The organism is Rhodococcus sp. IEGM 1370 (assembly GCF_033142325.1).
Lineage (GTDB): Bacteria > Actinomycetota > Actinomycetes > Mycobacteriales > Mycobacteriaceae > Rhodococcoides.
Map to the genome: position 1 here is coordinate 1 of NZ_JAWLRY010000006.1, position 16,431 is coordinate 16,431.

The window sequence follows — 16,431 nt, forward strand, 5'->3', positions numbered from 1 at the left end:
GCCGCCCCTGCACACCACAACCGCCCGCAACAGTCGGAATCAACAACAACCGACTCCAGACAGCTTGACATTGAGCGTTTTTCCGCAAACGCGCGCGCGTTCGCCATACGCGCGCGAATTCGACACCGATCCGTTGACGATTCCGAACGCGTCTGACAATTCCGCGCGCATCTGTTCCTGCGCGCAACTCGCCGACTCACGTGAGCCCGCGGGCCGCCAGAATTGCCGCTTCACGGTCTGCCGAGAGCCCGTCTGGACGTCGATCACTCCTCATCGGCGATCGACCTGTCAGCGATTGCAGCCACGTCCACGTGTCCGCGACGGTCTCCTGAATCGGTCGCGTCCGAAGCCCCACGGCGAATGCCTTCGATACGTCGGATGCATGCAGCGAATCATGATCCGCGCCCGGCGGAATCCAGATCGGGAGCTCCGTCCACGGCTGCACACCTGCAGTGCGGAGCACGTCCGGCTCCACCCAGCACAAGCGTGCGTCGGACCGGGTGGCGGCGATGCAGCACTGCAGAAGCTCGCCGATCGTGGCGTGACCCGGCCGACTCACCACGTCGAATGCCCCGCCGAGACCCCGGGCGGCAGCGTCCAGACTCCAAGCGACCAGATCACGGCCATCGATGTACTGCAGTGCCAGATCGACCGGACCGGGCGCAAGCACAGCCCCGGCGTGCTCGATTCTGTTCAGCCACCAGGGAAGTCGACCGATATTTTCGTAGGGTCCCAGGATCAGACCGGCACGAACCAGCAACGCATCAGTACCGAAGCCGGCGACTACGGCCTGCTCGCCGCCGAGCTTGCATCGCGCATAGTCCTCGCCAGGTCCCTGCACCGTCGGCCAGGTCTCGGTAGCTCCCGCTTGCGGGGCGTCGTACACCGAACAGCTGGAGACATACACGTAGCTACCGACTCGACCGGCGAGCAGCGCCGCCGACTGTGCCACCACGTCCGGTTCCCACGACCAGGTGTCGAAGGCTATGTCCCAGTTACCTTCTCGGGTCTCATTCAGTCCGTTGGGCGAGCGTCTGTCTCCCCGAAGTTGCGTGACACGAGGATCCGACGCGGTTGTGCCGCGATTGAGTACTGTGACGTCCCACTGCAGATCGAGAGCATGTTCGACGGCAGTTCGCCCCACGAAGTCGCTGCCACCGAGGACCAATAGCTTCATGAATCCAGTGTGCCGGTGAGCAGTCCGTCCGTTCTGCCGAACGCCCGGTTCGGATCTCTGCTGACAGCAGAGCGGCTCGGGCTACACAGGAAGCTTGCTGTGTCCCGTCTCCTTGATGGTCAGTACCGTCGCTACACCGATGACGCACACGCCCATGACCCAGTACGCCGGTGACATGGCATTGCCGGTCGATTCGACCAATTGTGCTGCAACGTAGGGGGCAGTTCCGCCTGCCGCGATCGTTCCGATGTTGAAGCCCAACGACACTCCGGTGTAGCGAACTGCCCGAGGAAAGAGTTCGGTGAACAGCGGGAAAGCCGGGACCTGCACCACACCGTTGAGCACCATGTAGACGAAGTAGACGACGCCGACGACGAGAATGCTCGACGTGGCACCGAGAATCATGAACACCGGCAGCGCAATGATCACGTAGGCCACATAGCCGAACAGCAGCACCGGTTTGCGGCCGAATCTGTCGGTGAGCATCCCACTCAGCGGGAATGTGGCGCAGGCCAATGCAATTGCCACAGCCGACGTCCAGTACACCGAGTCTTTCGAGAAGCCGAGGTCGTTGATCAGATACACGCTGAAGTAGGTCAGTCCGATGTACCCGGATCCGTTCATGGCGATCGCAATGCCGACGACGCGGAGCACCGACCACGGTTGCTTCTTCACCACGTCGCTCAACGGGCTCTTGGCGACCTCGTTCTTGGCTGCCATTTCCTCGAACTCCGGGCTGTCCTCGAGCTTGAGCCGCACACGGAGGCATACGAAGGCCAGGGGCAGAGCCAGCAGGAACGGGATGCGCCATCCCCACGACGACATTTGTTCGTCGGTCGTGATCAGAGCCACGAGCCCGACGACGGCTGCGGCGACGGCGAAGCCGAGAGTCGATCCCACCGGCGTGAAGGACCCGAAGAATCCCCGACGGTTCGGCGGTGCCGACTCGGCAATGTAGGTTGCGGCACCGCCGATCTCACCACCTGCCGAGAATCCCTGGGCGAGCCTGATGATGACCAGCAGAACGGGGGCCAGCACCCCGACACTCGAGTGCGTCGGCAGCAGTCCGAGAATGCCGCAGGCAACACCCATGCACACCACGGTGATGACGAGGGCGTGCCGACGACCCTTGCGGTCTCCGAGCCGACCGAAGAAGATTCCGCCGAGCGGACGGGCGACATAGGCGACGCCGAACACGGCCAGGGTCGCGAGAATCGACACGCCTGGGCTGGTGGATGGGAAGAACAGCGGTGCGATGATGACGGCGAGGAAGCCGTAGACCGCGAAGTCGTAGTACTCGATGAGCGTACCGACACCTCCGGCCAGCGCAGCTCGACGCGCGGTCGTGGTGTCCGCCTTGGGCGGTGCAACTCCTGCGCGGGAGTGTTCGGTGTTCGTCATCGCGCTGATCCTTCTGTGAGTGGTTGCTTGCTTCGGTGTTCGGAGAGAAGAAGTTCGTACGAACCGCCCGCTTCGATGACGGCGACGGTTCGGGCATTCGGTGGATGGCCGGTGATCGTGGTGCCGTCCTGCTTCGACACCTCGGCCCGACGCCAGTCGAGTCTGACATCGTCGCCAACGGCCACCGCGTCGGATATCCCGGGAACGGTGATCAGGGGCATACCGTTGAAGGTCTCTCCACGCCAGAATCCAGGCGAGAACGATTCCGCCACAACGCCGCTGATGCCCAGGTTGCGCAGCGCGACCATCGGCGGATAGTGCGGATGTCCGTAGCCGAAGTTCCGCCCACCGACGATGATGTCTCCGGGTCGAACTCGATCCACGAATTCCGGGTCGTACGCCGCCATGCAGACCGACCTCAAATGATCGGGGTCGTAGGACTTGATGTTCGCAACGCCCACGACCAGGTCGATATCGAAGTCGTCACCGAATATCCACGCGACCGCACCGTCGATGACGTCGGGCGGGGGCGGGTAGGCGCTCACGACCCCACCTGCGCGATCGTCCCGGCGAGGGCGCTGGCCGCGACGGTGAAGGGCGAACCCATGTAGATGTTGGCGTCGGAGCTACCCATTCGCCCGGAGATGTTGAGCACCCCGGTGGAGATACAGTTCTCGCCGGCCGCGAGGGGCTTCTGGTATCCGAAGCAGAAGTCGCAGCTCGACACCGCGATGTGTGCACCAGCTGACCGCAGGATGTCCAGCAGCCCTTCGCTTTCGGCTTGATCATGCACCTTCTGGGAGGTCGGTACCACGTTCAACTCGACGCCGGGGGCGACAGTCCGCCCGTCGAGCACCAGTGCAGCAGCGCGCAGGTCCTCGATGCGGCCGCTGGCGCAGGATCCGATGAACGCCTTCGTGATCGGGATTCCGGCCAGATCGGCAGCGGTATGGGTGTTGGCTGCGCGAGCCGAACCGGGTTGCACCACCTGCGGAACGATGGTCGACAGGTCGATGGTGTGGTGCGCCGCGTAAGTGGCACCCTCGTCGGGGAGCACGGGGGTGAACGCCTGCCGGGCGACGTCGTGGGCGTAGGCGAGCGACAGTTCGTCGGGTTCGAAGATCGCCGAGACCGCGCCGGTGAACATCGCCATTCCGCACAAACCCTGGCGGTGGTCGATCTTCATGGACCGCGCTCCTGGACCACCGAACTCCATCACCTGGTGGGCACACCCGTCGGCACCGACCAGATCGATGATCGTGTGAACGAGATCGCGACTGTCGACGCCGGCACCGAACTCACCCACGAGGTCGAACCGTGTGGTGGCCGGGATGTCGACGTACAGCTGTCCCGTCACCCAGGCCTCGATCAGATCGCGCCTGATGCCCCATCCGAGAGCACCGAAGGCACCGATTCCGCTGATGTGCCCGTCGAAGTGGACGAGAAAGTCTCCTGGCGTCGCGAGTCCGAGTTCGGCTGTGAGCTGGTGGCCGATGCCTCGGCCCTCGTGCAGCTCGATGCCGTAGAACTCGCACCAGTCTCGCGTGACCTGATGCACCTCTTGCTCTTTGGCGTTCTTCTTGGTGAGCATGTGGTCGATGAAGACGACGTAGCGAGATGGGTCGTCGAGTTCGGTGATGCCGAAGTCCTCGCGCATCTGCCGGAACATCACGTCGGTGTAGCCGGGGAAATCGTAGGCAATCATGCGAGCGGGCCGAACTGCGTGATTCTCTCCGGCGTGCACCACATCGGCATCACAGGTTCGGCCGAGGATCTTCTCGACCATCGTCAATGCGTCGGAGCTCATACCGATCACGCCTTCGCGTCGGCGGGAAGGTACTTGCGTTGTGCTGCTTCCACTTCCGGGAAGCCGATGAGATCGACGAACTCGTGGTGCTGCAACGCGTCGGCGCTCACGTCGGCCGGCGCTTCACCTCCGGCCAATCGGCGCAGAGCCTCACGAGCTGCTCCGGTGGCGGCCATCAGCACCTGGGTGGGCAGCAGGGCGAGTCGAACGCCGATCTGCTGCAACACGTCCGGTGTGAACTCACGCTCGGTCCAGGTCGACGCGGTCAGCGTCGCCATCAGCGGAACGCCTACAGCGTCGTGACAGCGAGCCCACTCGTCGGCGGTCTCGAAGGTCTTCGTGACGGGCATGATCATGTCGGCACCGGCGTCGACGTATGCAGTAGCGCGTCGGATCGCGTCGTCGCCACGAGCATCGGTGCGGGCGATCATCAGGACGTGCTCCGGCAGCGAATCCCGGACGGCTCGAACCTTGCCCGACGCTTCCTCGATGCTGATGAGGTCCACCGGCTCGCCAACGCAGATCGGGCACTTCTTGGGTGAGAGCTGGTCTTCCATGAAGACGCCCTGCACGCCCGCGGCAGCGAATCGGCCCGCGGTCCGCGCCGCGTTGACGGCGTTGCCGTAGCCGGTGTCGATGTCCGCGACGAGCGGGAGGGAGGACGCTTCGCCGATCGTGCGCACCGCCTGGAGGTTCTCGGTCATCGTGTAGAGCTCCGCGTCGGGCAGCCCGAGGGCCGCCGACACGGCGAACCCGGATGCACACAGGGCCGAGAACCCGGCCTGTTCGGCCAGCTTCGCCGTCAAGCCGTCCCACACGCCCGGGGCGTACACGAGGCCCTGTTCGGTCAGATCTCTGAGTGTCGCGGTCATGAGCACCATCCATTTCGTATTGCGGAACGCATTCCGAAACTAGAGTGGTGGCGATCACAAGTCAAGGGGGGTTCGTAGGATGGCGGCAGCACTTCCCAGTCCGATCGAAGGAGCACACGTGGCATCGCCCACCGAGTCCGACGACCACGCCGGCCGCGACATCGTGGGCGCGGTGGTCAAGGCCTGCACGCTGCTCGATCATTTCGATACGACGCACCCCGTGTGGACGCTCAACGAGCTGACGACGGCAAGTCGAATGAACAAGACGACAGTGCACAGACTGATGACCACACTGATCCACGCCGGCTGGGTGGACCGGACGGCCGAGGGCTCGTATCGAATCGGCATGCCCGTGTTCGAGATCGGGTCGTCGGCATTGACCCAACTCGACATCCGCGGTGCGGCACAACCGTACCTGTCGGAGATTGCGGAAAAGTTCGGCGACACTGCGTATCTCATGGTTCCCGCAGACGAGGGAGCCGTTTGCATCGATCGCCATGAAGGGAGCAATCCCCTTGTGGTCGCGGGTATTTCCATCGGTTCGGTTCTCCCGTATCACGCCACCGCAGGCCCGATGGCCATGCTGGCGTTCTCAGCTCGGACTCGCGACCGCTGGCTCACCCAGGATCTACCTGCCTTCACGGATCGAACACCGACGGCGCCGGACGAGTTGCTGACACGCCTCGAACAGATCCGATCGAAGGGGTACGCATTGAGCAATTCGGACTACCTCACCGGCGTCGCGGCCGTCGGCGCACCGATACTCGGACGGGACGCCGCGGTCGTTGCGTCGATCAGCGTAGGCGGCCGAGCGGAGACATTCGAGGGCGATGCCCTCAGCGCAAAGGTCGCGACGATTCTGGCCGCCGCGAAGAGTTTGTCTCGGGTTGCAGAGGCCCTACCTGCGCCAGGAGGAGAACATTGAACTATCCGCGTATCTATGAGCTGCGCTAGAGAGCCGAATACTCATCTACCGATTCGTTCGATCAGTTTCATTGCGTCGAAGGGTGCGTGGCCCTTGATGTCGTTGTCGAAGTACACGTGGACGTCTCTGCCGGTTGACGTCCAGTCCGAGATCTTCGCGGCCCATCGATCGAGCGCCGCATCCGTGTAGCCGCTGGCGTACAGCTCCTCGTCGCCGTGCAGGCGGGCGTACATGAAATCGGCTGTGGGGGTGTCGACGTACGGGTACTTACCGGCGGTGTCGGCGACGACGAACGCAATATCGTTCTCTCGCAGCAACTCCACTGCCGCGTCCGAGGCGAAACTCTGATGCCGCGCTTCCACACAGTGCCGAAGCGGCCGCGACGACGAAGCAGGCAACAACACACGATCCTCGGCCAATTTGTCGTCCCTCATGCCCGCCAACGAGACTGCGGCAGAGACCGTTCGGGGCAACATGGCGAAGAAATCCGACATCTTCTGCGCGTCGAATTCGAGGTTCGGCGGCAACTGCCACAGGAACGGGCCGAGCTTGTCGCCCAGCGTCAGTACCCCGGTGGCGAAGAAGTTCGCGAGTGCCGCCTCGACCCCGACGAGCCGCTTGATGTGGGTGACGTACCGACCACCCTTGATGGAGAACACGAAGTCGTCCGGCGTCTCGTCGTGCCACTTGGTGAAGCTCGACGGCTTCTGCATCGCATAGAACGTGCCGTTGATCTCGATCGATGTCAGATGTTCCGACGCGTACCCGAGTTCCTTGCGATGCGCCAAGCCCGCCGGATAGAAATCTCCTCGCCAGGGCGCATACGTCCAACCGGAGATGCCGATCAGAACTCGGGGTCGATGCGACGCGGGCATGAGCAGACTGTAGACGGCCGCACAGGCAGGCACCGCTGGCCGTGATTGCCAACTAGCTGGCACCACCATCGCCACCGGACCATAATCGGTCTCTATGCGGTCGGGTGGACGAGCGGTGGTGCTGACGCTGGTCGCTGCCGGTGTGTGGCTCTTCGCGACGCCGTCGCTCGATCCCGGAACCGCGGACTTCGTCGCAACTCCGGCACCGGCCGTCGCACCCGTCGTCGAACCGCCACCCCTGACGCTCGAAGAGCTCACAGCTCGCGTCGATCCCACCGTCGTCACCTTGTCGGCGTCCGCAGGATTCTCCGGGGTCGCGGGCACGGGCTTCGTCGTCGCCCCCGACGGAATCGTGCTCACCAACTTCCACGTCGTCGAGAACGCCACCGACATCAGCGCAGTGCACATGGGCAACGGACTCATCTACGACGCCACCGTGTTGGGTTACGACAAATCTCGTGACGTGGCGGTCGTGCAGTTGATCACCGCGGCCGACCTGCCGGTGGTCGAGCTTGCCCCGGACCCGCTTCCCGAGGTGGGTGATGCGGTGACCGCCGTCGGGAATGCCTCGGGTGCAGGGGTATTGGTTCCGGCACCGGGAGCGGTGACCGCCCTCGATCAGCAGGTGCGTACGCGCAGTTCGGTGGACGGTTCGGGAAATACGTTGGAGCGAATGATTCGCGTCGATGCCGATGTGCGAGCGGGGGATTCGGGCGGGCCCCTCTTCGATGCCTGGGGCCGAGTGGTGGGCGTGAACACCGCGGGGTTGTCGGACGAGGCGCGCAACGGCACCGAGTTCTCGCCGCCGCAGGCACCCGAGGCGTATGCCGTCCCCATCTCCGAGGCGGTCTCGGTACTCGACCAGGTCCTCGCGGGCCAGTCCGGTGGCACCGTGCATGTGGGTCCCACACCGTATTTCGGAGTGTCGGTGCGCGATGTGTCAGTCTTCGAGAACAAGCCGGCGATCGGGGCGGGGGTGGTATCGGTGACGTTCGATTCCCCGGCGGAGGTCCTGGGACTGTCCGCGGGGGACATCATCGTGACGTTCGACGGCGCGGAGATCGGATCCTCATCGGACCTGTCGGAGGCGCTGCTCGGACGTCGCCCCGGCGAGCCCGCCGTCGTCGAATGGGTCGATGACGCAGGCGTAACCAGCTCCGGCACAATCACACTCGCCGCGGGAATGCCGACAGCCTGAGGGTCAGTCCTGCAGCACCGACAACACATTGCCCGCCGGGTCGGTGAACCAGGCGATCAGCGGTCCGCCATGGCGAAAGATTCCCTTGTCGTCGGTACCCATGGCAGGAGTGGAGCCTGCGGAACGACCCTGTATGTCCGGATACTGCTCGAACACAACTCCTTTGGCGATCAAGGCGTCGACAGCGCTCTCGATATCGGCCACCGGAAAGTTCAGGATGGTGTACTGCGCGGGTACGTGCCCGGGACGCGGATAGATCAGCACGATCGTCCCGGTCCCCAGGTGCAGCTCGAGCATGCCCATCTCGTTCTCGGTGACCGTCAGTCCGAGCGTCTCGGCATAGAACGTGCGCGCCGCCTGCAGGTCGTTTACGCCGAATCCGGAGAACGGCTGCCTGGTCAGCTCCAAGGATGTCATCGTCGAATTATCGCGCTCCGGCACATGCCACGGGCCGATATCCGAGTAGCGTGGATCTCGTGACTATTCGCCTCGGTTACCAGATGCCCAACTTCAGCTACGACGGTTCGGTCGCAGAGCTCTTTCCCCAGGTCATCGCGCAGGCGCGCGAGGCCGAAGCGGCCGGGTTCGACACCGCATTCGTGATGGATCACTTCTACCAACTTCCCGGGATCGGCAAGCCCGACGAGCCCATGCTCGAGGCCTACTCTGCGCTGTCCGCGCTCGCGACGGCCACCGACACCATCCAGCTCTCCGCGCTGGTCACCGGCAACACCTACCGCAACCCGGCGATCCTCGCCAAGACCGTCACCACGTTGGACGTCGTCAGCGGCGGTCGCGCGATCCTCGGGATCGGAGCCGGCTGGTACGAACTCGAGCACCAGAGCTTCGGACTCGAGTTCGGCACGTTCACCGACCGTTTCGAGCGACTCGACGAGGCACTGCAGATCATCGAACCGATGCTCCGCGGCCAGCGTCCCACGTTCGACGGTCTCTGGTACCAGGTCGAGAACGCGATGAACGAGCCCCGCATCCGCGACGACCTGCCGATCATGCTCGGCGGCGGTGGCGAGAAGAAGACGTTCGGCTTGGCCGCACAGTTCGCCGATCACCTCAACATCATCTGCGACGCAAACGAATTGCCGCGCAAGATGGCTGCCGTCCAGGCCCGTTGCGAGGAGGTCGATCGCGACCCCAAGGACCTCGAGACGAGTTTCCTCGCGTTCGTCATCGTCGACGAGGACGGCGACAAGGCCAAGGAACTGCAGCGTGAGTTCGTGCTCAAGCAGGGCCTCGACCTGACGAACCTGTCCGAGGAGGACGCGGCGAAGGCCACCGATCGGCACTTCTGCGGAACCCCCGACGACGTGGCCGAGCAGGTGCAGAAGCGCGTCCTCGATCAGGGCGTCGACGGCATCATCATCAACCTGATCACCAACGGACACCAGCCGGGAGCCGTCGAACTGGCAGGTAAAGCTCTGAAGCCGCTCGTCTAGAATTTTGCTCCAGCAGTAGCCGCGGGGGCGCGTGCGGTGGCATAGTTCCCCCGTGGCTCAGCTGAGGATGAACGGGCACCGTGTCTTGGTCGCCGACCTGACCGGCGACTCCCTGCGCGCGATGTCGGGCTCGATGGTGGCGTACGAGGGCGATGTCGCCTTCAAGAGCGCCGGCATGGGCGGTGGCGGCGGTTTCCGCGCCGCGCTCAAACAGAAGGTGACCGGCGAATCGCTGTCGCTGATGGACGTGTCCGGCAAGGGCACCGTCTACTTCGCCGTCGACGCTCAGGACATCACCCTCGTCGAGGTCCAGGGCGACAACCTGCACGTAGAGTCGTCCCAATTGCTGGCTCTCACAGGGCAACTGAAGACCGACATCAAATTCTCCGGCTTGCGCGGTGCCGGTTCCGGCCAGGGACTGTTCACCACCGTCGTCAGCGGGTCCGGCACCGTGGCATTGCTGTCCAAAGGTGGGCCGATCATCGCCCTCGCCGTCGATCCGCAGTACCCACTCGTCGTCGATCCCGACGCGTTCGTCGCCCATCGCGGCCAACTGAACCAGAGCTTCGTCACCGACGTCACGTGGCGCTCCGCCATCGGCGGCGGCAGCGGCGAGGCGTTCTCCCTCCGCTTCGACGGCCAGGGCGTCGTCTACATCCAACCCGAGGAGCGCTGACGTGCCACTCGAACTGGTCAACAGCAAAGTAGTGAAATCCGTTCTAACACCCAATCAGAACGTGCTCGCGCGTCGAGGATCGATGCTCTACTACACCGGCGACGTTCGGTTCATTCCGCACTCGATGGGTGGCGGCGCGGGTGCCATGCCGGGCATGGGCGGCGTCGCCGGGATGGCCGGACGGATGATGGCAGGCGAGCACGTGGCGATGATGGCCGCAGAGGGGCAGGGCGAAGTCTTCTACGGTCACGCCGGGTTGTACATCGAGGTGATCCATCTCGACGGTTCGTCGATGCTCACCGTCGAAGCCGATCGGCTCCTGGTGCACGACGGCTACCTCCAGAGTTCCATCGTGGCTCTGACCTCGCAGGGCGGTGTCCGCGGAGCAGTGCGCGGTGCGATGACCGGGCAAGGCTTGTTCACGACACAGCTGACCGGCCAGGGCAGCGTCGCGGTTCTCTCGCACGGGGGCGCGACTCCGCTGCAGATCGGACCGGATCACCCCCAGGTGGTGGTCGATCCGCAGGCGTACGTCTGCCACATCGGCAACATCAACGTCGACGTCTCTGCGAACGTCGGGTGGCGCGACGCCGTCGGCAAGGGCAGTGGCGAGGCGATCCAATTGAAGATGACCGGCATGGGCACCGTATGGGTGCAGGCGTCCGAGCAGAAGTTCTAGGGAGCACTGTCGTGGAAATACACACCCCGTACACCCTCCCGGTCAACGACAACGTTCCCGGCAACGACTATGCGTTCTGCGTCGAACTCGCAGGCCAGCCTTGGTTCACGTCGAAGGGCGCGATGATCGCGTACTACGGCAACGTTCGATTCGAGCCGCTCGGGCAGACGTCCATGCCCGCCATCGTCGCGGCGCGGTTCTCGTCTCCGCTGTACTCGAACGACTGGGTACTCGCGCAGGGTCAGGGCAAGCTGATCCTCGGCGATCGCGGTTTCAACATCAACAGCTATGACCTCGACGACGGCAACCTCACCATCCGGGCCGCGAATCTCCTTGCCTTCGAGCCGACTCTGGATCTCAAGCAGTCCATCGTCCCGGGATTCCTGACGCTGCTGGGCACCGGCAAGTTCCTGGCCTCGTCCAACGGCCCCGTCATGTTCGCCGAGCCGCCGCTGCGTATCGACCCGGAAGCCCTTGTCGGATGGGCGGATTGCCCCTCGCCGTCGCATCACTTCGACGCCGACTGGATGCAGAACTTCCTCGGTGCAGCCCGCGGATTCCTCGGGGCGAACAGCGGCGAGGAGCGTCAGTTCGACTTCACCGGGGCCGGCACTGTGCTGATCCAGTCCAGCGAGAAGGTGCTCGACGATTCACACCTGCTGCGGTACGTCGAGTCGCAGACGGTCTCGCTCGGCCAGAACTCGCTGCGGGCGCTGCACAACACCATCGGGGCTCGGCTACAGCAATAGCCGCCTAGCAGCACCTCGACGGTGGACACGGCAGCTGTTCGGCGAGAACGCGCATACTGGAGTTTCACCTTCAGGAGGTACAGCCATGGCCAACCAAGGACCGTTCGGATTCGGATCCGACGACTTCGACAAGTTCGCCCGTGAGGCAACCGAGGGACTACGCGAGGTGGTCGGATCGCTGTTCGCCTCCAACGCCGGGGCACCCAAAGCTCCGCCGGAACCCGAAACCACAGGTCAGAAGGGGGACGGAGTCTGGGCGATCTACAGCGTCGACGACGCCGGATCACCCCAGATCGACCAGCTCTACGCCACCGAACTCGATGCCCTGCGTGCGCACAAGGACAACACCGACCCGCGCCGACGCGTCCGCTTCCTGCCCTACGGCGTGAGCGTCAGCGTTCTGGAGGACTGAATCGGGTGCACTGGACCGCGCTCAGCGCGGCTGGCTGCACCGGATTCACGCATGCTCGACTCGGACCGCGGCTATACCCGGACCTCACCGGTACCGATCGGTGCCGCAAACCGCGATGCAGGACTGCGAGTCGGTCTCGAACAGAAGGTTCGCAGGTTTCTCGATGCGTTTGCTGCGCCGCGCCCGAAAAGTGCCAAACGGTCTATTTTGAGGCAGACTCTGATGCGAACGATGCCACTCGACGACGAGGACCCTTCATGCGAACGACATTGCGCACCTTGGCCATTGCATCAGCTTGCACCACCCTCGCCCTCGTTGCACCCGCGTCGGCGCTCGCGGCCGAGCCCGAGGACATCAGATTCTCGTTCGCGGTCGACGGAACCAGCGTGACCAATACAATCACCAATTCCTCGGGCACGGTTATCGGCTGCGGGACATCGCTCGCACCTGCGCCGAACGGAGTTCTTCCTCCGGTTCTCGAAGTGATCGGCAACGGTCAGTCCCTGTACACCAACGGAGACACCCAGCCGGGTTCGACGGTCCAGACGATTACCGACGTCCCGGCCGGCTCCTATGTCGCGCTGGCGTCGTGCACTTCCGTCGATGGGGACACCACCACCGCATGGATCTCGGATTACCCCGGACTCGACGAATTTCTGAACGGGCTCCCCTGGACTTCACACAAGGTGGAGCAGTCCTCCACAGTTGTCACCGTCGAGCCGAGTACGCCGACCCCCGATCTCGGATCTTTGCTGGACAGCGGTAGCGCCAACTGAATCACCCGAGAAACGCCTCTACCGCATCGGCCGCCTGGTCGACGCCACCGTGTGCTCGCACCTGGGCACTCATTGCCGCTGCGCGCGGTGTCAATTGGCGAGCTTGGGCAACTGCGTCGACCAGGCTCGAAGCCGTGACCTTCTCGAATTCCAGGTGCACGCCGACGCCGAGTTCGGCGAGCATCGCCGCATTGCCGAATTGATCGACGGCCTGGGGGATGGCCACGGTCGGGACACCGAACCACAGCGCCTCGGTACAACCACCCATCCCGGCGTGAGTGACGAAAACGGTCGCAGCATCGAGCACCGCGAGCTGCGGAACATGTTCGTGTACCTGGACATTCGCTGGTAGCTCACCGAGCACGGCCGGGTCGACGCGTCGGCCGATGGAGATCACCACGTGCCAGTCGGTGTTCGCGAAGGTCTCGATGCACAGTCGGTAGAACTCGGGTCGCTCGTTGTAGCCCGTACCGAAGGAGATGTACAGGATCGGCGCGTCGGGTGCCGTCCAGCTGCGGTCCTGCAGGCGTACCGGATCGAGGCACGGCCCGACGAACCGCACCGAATCCGGTACCCGATCCGCGTTGGGCTGCATCACTTTCGGGATGAGCGACAGACAGTGCTGCGGGTAGGTGATCCATTCCCAGGGATCAGCGTCGATGTCGTTGTCTCGCAACCAAGCCGTGTACGAAGCGTGGTATTGCAGGCCACCAGCGGATTCACGCATCGGCGTCAGTACATCGGAAAGATCCTCGGCGTATCCATCCCACGCCACGTACGTCGGCGAGAGCTGTACTGCCGTCACCCCGTAGCGCACCCCGAGGACGGGTGCCGTCATTCCGCCGATGTCGTACAGAAACAGATCCGGCTGATCGTCGTCGTAGAACGCGGTGAGCACCGGATACGACGCGATCGCCTCGTCGAGGAAGACCTGCATCGCCGCGGCCGGATCATCCGGCCATGACGCCTCTCCGTCGGGAAGTATCGAGGTGAACGGCACCACCTCGACGCCCGCGGGTTCGACCACGTGTCGCAGAGAATCACCGACGGCATAGGTGACGCGATGCCCGCGCCGCACCAGCTCGGCAATGACGGCCAGCGATGGATAGATGTGGCTGGGAGCTGTCGTGCCGATCATGGCGATGTGCATGATCCCCACCGTAGGGCGCATCACACACTGCGAGCTAGCGAATTTCGTTGGCGATCAGATCCAGCAGGCCGGGAAATCGATCGTTCAGCTCCTGCCGTCGCAGCGTCACTTTGCGACTGTTGCCGCGGTCGACCTGGAACACCAGACCTGCCTCGCGCAGCACCCGAAAGTGATGCGTCAGAGTCGATTTGGTTACACCGAGTTCGAACGACATGCACGTTCGCTCGGCACCGTCGTCGTCGCCGACGAGTTCGGTGACCACCTTGCGGCGCAGCGGATCCGCCAGTGCAGACATCACCGCACCGAGCTGCATTTCCTCGGGCTCTGGATGCCCGTTCTCGTCCGCCATGAGCTCCTCCCACATCAAGGTACGACTTGCATCATACCTTCAAACCTGTTCTAGTACGAAAAGTATCGTACCTAGTCGCAGGGGGATTCATGAGAACAGTTCTGCCGGTCGTACTCACAGCTCAGTTCGTCGTTCCGATGTCCATCTCGGGCACCGCCATCGCGCTTCCGGTCATCGCAGCCGATCTCGGCTCCGACCCGGCACCGCTGCAATGGGTCGTCAACGGCTTCAACGTTGCCTTCGCGTTGTTCACTGTCGTCTGGGGAGCTGTGTCGGATCGCATCGGCCATCGCACCTCGTTCCGCATCGGCGTCATGCTCACGGCCGCGGCCAGCCTGGCCAGTGCACTGGCACCCTCCCTGCTCCTGCTCGACGCCGCGAGAGTGCTCGCAGGCATCGGTGCCGCAGCAGTACTGGTGGGATCCACGTCAATTCTCTCGCTGTATTTTCACGGGAAGGCACGAGCGACTGCGTTCGCTCTGTTCGGCACCGTGAACGGGCTGGGGTTTGCTCTCGGGCCGACCATCTCCGGACTGCTGATCGCCGTGCTCGATTGGCGCGGAGTGTTCGCCGCTCAGGCGGTCGTCCTTCTCGTCGCCGCCGTCGGCACCCTGGCCCTGCCAGCACTACGCACCCCCACCGCACCGTCGACGCTGCTGGACTTCGCACTTCTGCGCAACCGCCGATTCCTCGCGCTGTGCCTGGTCCCCGTAGCCGGAGCCATCGGCTTCGTCACCCTGCTCACCTATTTGCCCGCCGCCCTCAGCGCCGTCGCGTCCCTGACTCCCGGCCGAGCCGGACTGTTCATGCTGGCGATGACGATCCCGGTACTGATCGCTCCGTTGACGGTCGCCAGGTCTATGACCGCCTTCGAGACCGTCACCCCGAATCGTGTGATCCTGACGAGTCTCGGTTTCTTGATTCTCGGGAATCTCGGCATGCTGGCCCTGCAACCGGGATTCTCGCTCGCCGCCCTCGTGGTCCCGATGATTTCGTTGGGGCTCGGATTCGGGCTCCCGATCGGACTGGTCGACGGCGAAGCACTCGCGGCAGTTCCACCGCACAGCAGCGGCACCGCAGCAGGAGTACTCAATCTCTTCCGCATCGGTAGCGAGGCCGTGATGGTCGCCTGCTACGCCTGGCTGCTGACGATCTTCGTCCGCGGACGCGTGCCCGACCGAACCGACGCCGAGGCAGCCGCGGCCGGGCAACCGGGATTCGCCGACGCCTACGCCCACGCCTTCACCGAAGTGATTGCACTCGTCGTGATGACCGTAGCCGTCACCGCAGCGCTGATCGTCATGCTTTCCCGGACGGGCAGATCCGACGTATCGTCGGCGAATGTCCTTTCTGCAACCGGTGACCCTCACTGACGATCTCGTGACCCTCGAGCCTCTGAGCCACGATCATCTCGAAGGTCTGTGCGATGCCGCCCGCGACGGGGAGCTGTGGAATCTCTGGTACACCAGCGTTCCGAAGCCCGAGGACATGGCGGCCGAGATCGACCGTCGACTCGGATTGCTCGACGCAGGCACGATGCTTCCGTTCACGCTGCGCCGCAACGACACCGGGCAGATCATCGGAGCGACGACATTCTGCAACGCAGACGCCACCAACCGTCGCGTCGAAATCGGATACACGTGGAATGCCCGCTCCGCGCACGGAACCGGCACCAATCCGGCGAGCAAACTGCTGCTGCTGACGCATGCATTCGAGGAACTGGGATGCATCGCCGTCGAGTTTCGTACCCATTGGATGAACCTGCAGTCGCGGACGGCGATCGCGAAGCTGGGTGCGAAGCAGGACGGGATTCTGCGCAATCATCAACGCATGTCCGACGGTTCGTTGCGCGACACCGTCGTGTTCTCGATCATCGAATCCGAATGGCCCACCGTCCGCAACGAACTCCGCAGGCGTACCGCACGGTAGGT

General features: G+C 63.9%; 19 protein-coding genes. 10 read left to right on the forward strand and 9 right to left on the reverse strand.

Annotation, left to right across the window (positions count from 1 at the left end):
- Nucleotides 1-196 precede the first annotated feature (196 nt).
- The 5 genes from R4P47_RS10600 to R4P47_RS10620 all read right to left on the reverse strand — a co-directional run bounded on the left by R4P47_RS10600 (nt 197) and on the right by R4P47_RS10620 (nt 5,266).
- Nucleotides 197-1,177, reverse strand: a complete 981-nt coding sequence (locus tag R4P47_RS10600; protein WP_317533069.1) for an NAD-dependent epimerase/dehydratase family protein — start codon at nt 1,175-1,177, stop codon at nt 197-199.
- Nucleotides 1,178-1,258: 81 nt separating this feature from the next.
- Nucleotides 1,259-2,578, reverse strand: coding sequence for an MFS transporter (locus R4P47_RS10605; protein ID WP_068048531.1), 1,320 nt, complete (start codon nt 2,576-2,578; stop codon nt 1,259-1,261).
- Complete coding sequence (locus R4P47_RS10610) at nt 2,575-3,123, reverse strand: 3-isopropylmalate dehydratase (protein ID WP_149406823.1); 549 nt, start codon at nt 3,121-3,123, stop codon at nt 2,575-2,577. Before R4P47_RS10610 ends, R4P47_RS10605 begins: the two co-directional genes overlap by 4 nt.
- On the reverse strand, nt 3,120-4,385 hold the full coding sequence (locus tag R4P47_RS10615) for a 3-isopropylmalate dehydratase large subunit (RefSeq protein WP_394855283.1): 1,266 nt from the start codon (nt 4,383-4,385) through the stop codon (nt 3,120-3,122). The genes R4P47_RS10610 and R4P47_RS10615 overlap by 4 nt, the downstream gene beginning before the upstream one ends.
- Before the next feature lie 5 nt (nt 4,386-4,390).
- Complete coding sequence (locus tag R4P47_RS10620; RefSeq protein WP_149406822.1) at nt 4,391-5,266, reverse strand: oxaloacetate decarboxylase; 876 nt, start codon at nt 5,264-5,266, stop codon at nt 4,391-4,393.
- A 109-nt stretch (nt 5,267-5,375) separates the two neighbouring features.
- On the opposite strand from R4P47_RS10620, the gene R4P47_RS10625 reads away from it, so the two are divergent.
- Nucleotides 5,376-6,182 (forward strand): IclR family transcriptional regulator, encoded by an 807-nt coding sequence (locus tag R4P47_RS10625; RefSeq protein ID WP_149406821.1) that lies wholly within the window; start codon nt 5,376-5,378, stop codon nt 6,180-6,182.
- 41 nt (nt 6,183-6,223) lie between these two features.
- Here the strand turns inward: R4P47_RS10625 and R4P47_RS10630 are convergent, their stop codons facing one another.
- Nucleotides 6,224-7,057 carry a DUF72 domain-containing protein gene (locus R4P47_RS10630; RefSeq protein WP_149406820.1) on the reverse strand — a complete coding sequence of 278 codons (834 nt, stop codon included), beginning with the start codon at nt 7,055-7,057 and terminating at the stop codon, nt 6,224-6,226.
- 94 nt (nt 7,058-7,151) lie between these two features.
- Here R4P47_RS10630 and R4P47_RS10635 point away from each other — a divergent pair, with 94 nt between their 5' ends.
- Nucleotides 7,152-8,255 (forward strand): S1C family serine protease, encoded by a 1,104-nt coding sequence (locus tag R4P47_RS10635; RefSeq protein ID WP_149406819.1) that lies wholly within the window; start codon nt 7,152-7,154, stop codon nt 8,253-8,255.
- Nucleotides 8,256-8,258: 3 nt separating this feature from the next.
- Here the strand turns inward: R4P47_RS10635 and R4P47_RS10640 are convergent, their stop codons facing one another.
- The gene (locus R4P47_RS10640; RefSeq protein ID WP_149406818.1) at nt 8,259-8,672 is read right to left on the reverse strand and encodes a VOC family protein; all 414 of its coding nucleotides are present in this window, start codon (nt 8,670-8,672) and stop codon (nt 8,259-8,261) included.
- Between the two features lie 59 nt (nt 8,673-8,731).
- Here R4P47_RS10640 and R4P47_RS10645 point away from each other — a divergent pair, with 59 nt between their 5' ends.
- The 6 genes from R4P47_RS10645 to R4P47_RS10670 all read left to right on the forward strand — a co-directional run bounded on the left by R4P47_RS10645 (nt 8,732) and on the right by R4P47_RS10670 (nt 13,001).
- Nucleotides 8,732-9,709, forward strand: a complete 978-nt coding sequence (locus R4P47_RS10645; RefSeq protein WP_170945816.1) for an LLM class F420-dependent oxidoreductase — start codon at nt 8,732-8,734, stop codon at nt 9,707-9,709.
- Between the two features lie 67 nt (nt 9,710-9,776).
- Nucleotides 9,777-10,385: an AIM24 family protein gene (locus R4P47_RS10650; protein WP_149407070.1), complete on the forward strand. Its 609-nt coding sequence runs from the start codon at nt 9,777-9,779 to the stop codon at nt 10,383-10,385.
- A 1-nt stretch (nt 10,386) separates the two neighbouring features.
- On the forward strand, nt 10,387-11,064 hold the full coding sequence (locus R4P47_RS10655; RefSeq protein ID WP_149406817.1) for an AIM24 family protein: 678 nt from the start codon (nt 10,387-10,389) through the stop codon (nt 11,062-11,064).
- Complete coding sequence (locus tag R4P47_RS10660; protein ID WP_068048501.1) at nt 11,034-11,813, forward strand: AIM24 family protein; 780 nt, start codon at nt 11,034-11,036, stop codon at nt 11,811-11,813. Before R4P47_RS10655 ends, R4P47_RS10660 begins: the two co-directional genes overlap by 31 nt.
- Nucleotides 11,814-11,898: 85 nt before the next feature.
- On the forward strand, nt 11,899-12,225 hold the full coding sequence (locus R4P47_RS10665) for a hypothetical protein (RefSeq protein WP_037194906.1): 327 nt from the start codon (nt 11,899-11,901) through the stop codon (nt 12,223-12,225).
- A 257-nt stretch (nt 12,226-12,482) separates the two neighbouring features.
- Nucleotides 12,483-13,001, forward strand: coding sequence for a hypothetical protein (locus tag R4P47_RS10670; RefSeq protein ID WP_149406816.1), 519 nt, complete (start codon nt 12,483-12,485; stop codon nt 12,999-13,001).
- Between the two features lies 1 nt (nt 13,002).
- Here R4P47_RS10670 and R4P47_RS10675 read toward each other — a convergent pair whose 3' ends face one another.
- Both R4P47_RS10675 and R4P47_RS10680 read right to left on the reverse strand, forming a co-directional pair.
- Nucleotides 13,003-14,151: a macrolide family glycosyltransferase gene (locus R4P47_RS10675; RefSeq protein WP_149406815.1), complete on the reverse strand. Its 1,149-nt coding sequence runs from the start codon at nt 14,149-14,151 to the stop codon at nt 13,003-13,005.
- Between the two features lie 34 nt (nt 14,152-14,185).
- Complete coding sequence (locus R4P47_RS10680) at nt 14,186-14,500, reverse strand: ArsR/SmtB family transcription factor (RefSeq protein ID WP_149406814.1); 315 nt, start codon at nt 14,498-14,500, stop codon at nt 14,186-14,188.
- Between the two features lie 89 nt (nt 14,501-14,589).
- On the opposite strand from R4P47_RS10680, the gene R4P47_RS10685 reads away from it, so the two are divergent.
- A complete protein-coding gene (locus tag R4P47_RS10685; RefSeq protein ID WP_149406813.1) occupies nt 14,590-15,873 on the forward strand; it encodes an MFS transporter in 1,284 nt (427 codons plus the stop codon).
- Nucleotides 15,842-16,429: a GNAT family N-acetyltransferase gene (locus R4P47_RS10690; RefSeq protein ID WP_068048498.1), complete on the forward strand. Its 588-nt coding sequence runs from the start codon at nt 15,842-15,844 to the stop codon at nt 16,427-16,429. The genes R4P47_RS10685 and R4P47_RS10690 overlap by 32 nt, the downstream gene beginning before the upstream one ends.
- The last annotated feature ends 2 nt before the right edge of the window (nt 16,430-16,431 follow it).

What these genes read in the sequence shown, in the direction of transcription:
- R4P47_RS10690 (WP_068048498.1), top strand. Translation starts at nt 15,842, where the DNA reads ATGTCCTTTCTGCAACCGGTGACCCTCACTGACGATCTCGTGACCCTC.
- R4P47_RS10665 (WP_037194906.1), top strand. Translation starts at nt 11,899, where the DNA reads ATGGCCAACCAAGGACCGTTCGGATTCGGATCCGACGACTTCGACAAG.
- R4P47_RS10650 (WP_149407070.1), top strand. Translation starts at nt 9,777, where the DNA reads ATGAACGGGCACCGTGTCTTGGTCGCCGACCTGACCGGCGACTCCCTG.
- R4P47_RS10600 (WP_317533069.1), bottom strand. Translation starts at nt 1,177, where the DNA reads ATGAAGCTATTGGTCCTCGGTGGCAGCGACTTCGTGGGGCGAACTGCC.
- R4P47_RS10605 (WP_068048531.1), bottom strand. Translation starts at nt 2,578, where the DNA reads ATGACGAACACCGAACACTCCCGCGCAGGAGTTGCACCGCCCAAGGCG.
- R4P47_RS10660 (WP_068048501.1), top strand. Translation starts at nt 11,034, where the DNA reads ATGGGTGCAGGCGTCCGAGCAGAAGTTCTAGGGAGCACTGTCGTGGAA.
- R4P47_RS10615 (WP_394855283.1), bottom strand. Translation starts at nt 4,385, where the DNA reads ATGAGCTCCGACGCATTGACGATGGTCGAGAAGATCCTCGGCCGAACC.
- R4P47_RS10630 (WP_149406820.1), bottom strand. Translation starts at nt 7,057, where the DNA reads ATGCCCGCGTCGCATCGACCCCGAGTTCTGATCGGCATCTCCGGTTGG.
- R4P47_RS10685 (WP_149406813.1), top strand. Translation starts at nt 14,590, where the DNA reads ATGAGAACAGTTCTGCCGGTCGTACTCACAGCTCAGTTCGTCGTTCCG.
- R4P47_RS10680 (WP_149406814.1), bottom strand. Translation starts at nt 14,500, where the DNA reads ATGGCGGACGAGAACGGGCATCCAGAGCCCGAGGAAATGCAGCTCGGT.
- R4P47_RS10670 (WP_149406816.1), top strand. Translation starts at nt 12,483, where the DNA reads ATGCGAACGACATTGCGCACCTTGGCCATTGCATCAGCTTGCACCACC.
- R4P47_RS10635 (WP_149406819.1), top strand. Translation starts at nt 7,152, where the DNA reads ATGCGGTCGGGTGGACGAGCGGTGGTGCTGACGCTGGTCGCTGCCGGT.
- R4P47_RS10675 (WP_149406815.1), bottom strand. Translation starts at nt 14,151, where the DNA reads ATGCACATCGCCATGATCGGCACGACAGCTCCCAGCCACATCTATCCA.
- R4P47_RS10620 (WP_149406822.1), bottom strand. Translation starts at nt 5,266, where the DNA reads ATGGTGCTCATGACCGCGACACTCAGAGATCTGACCGAACAGGGCCTC.
- R4P47_RS10640 (WP_149406818.1), bottom strand. Translation starts at nt 8,672, where the DNA reads ATGACATCCTTGGAGCTGACCAGGCAGCCGTTCTCCGGATTCGGCGTA.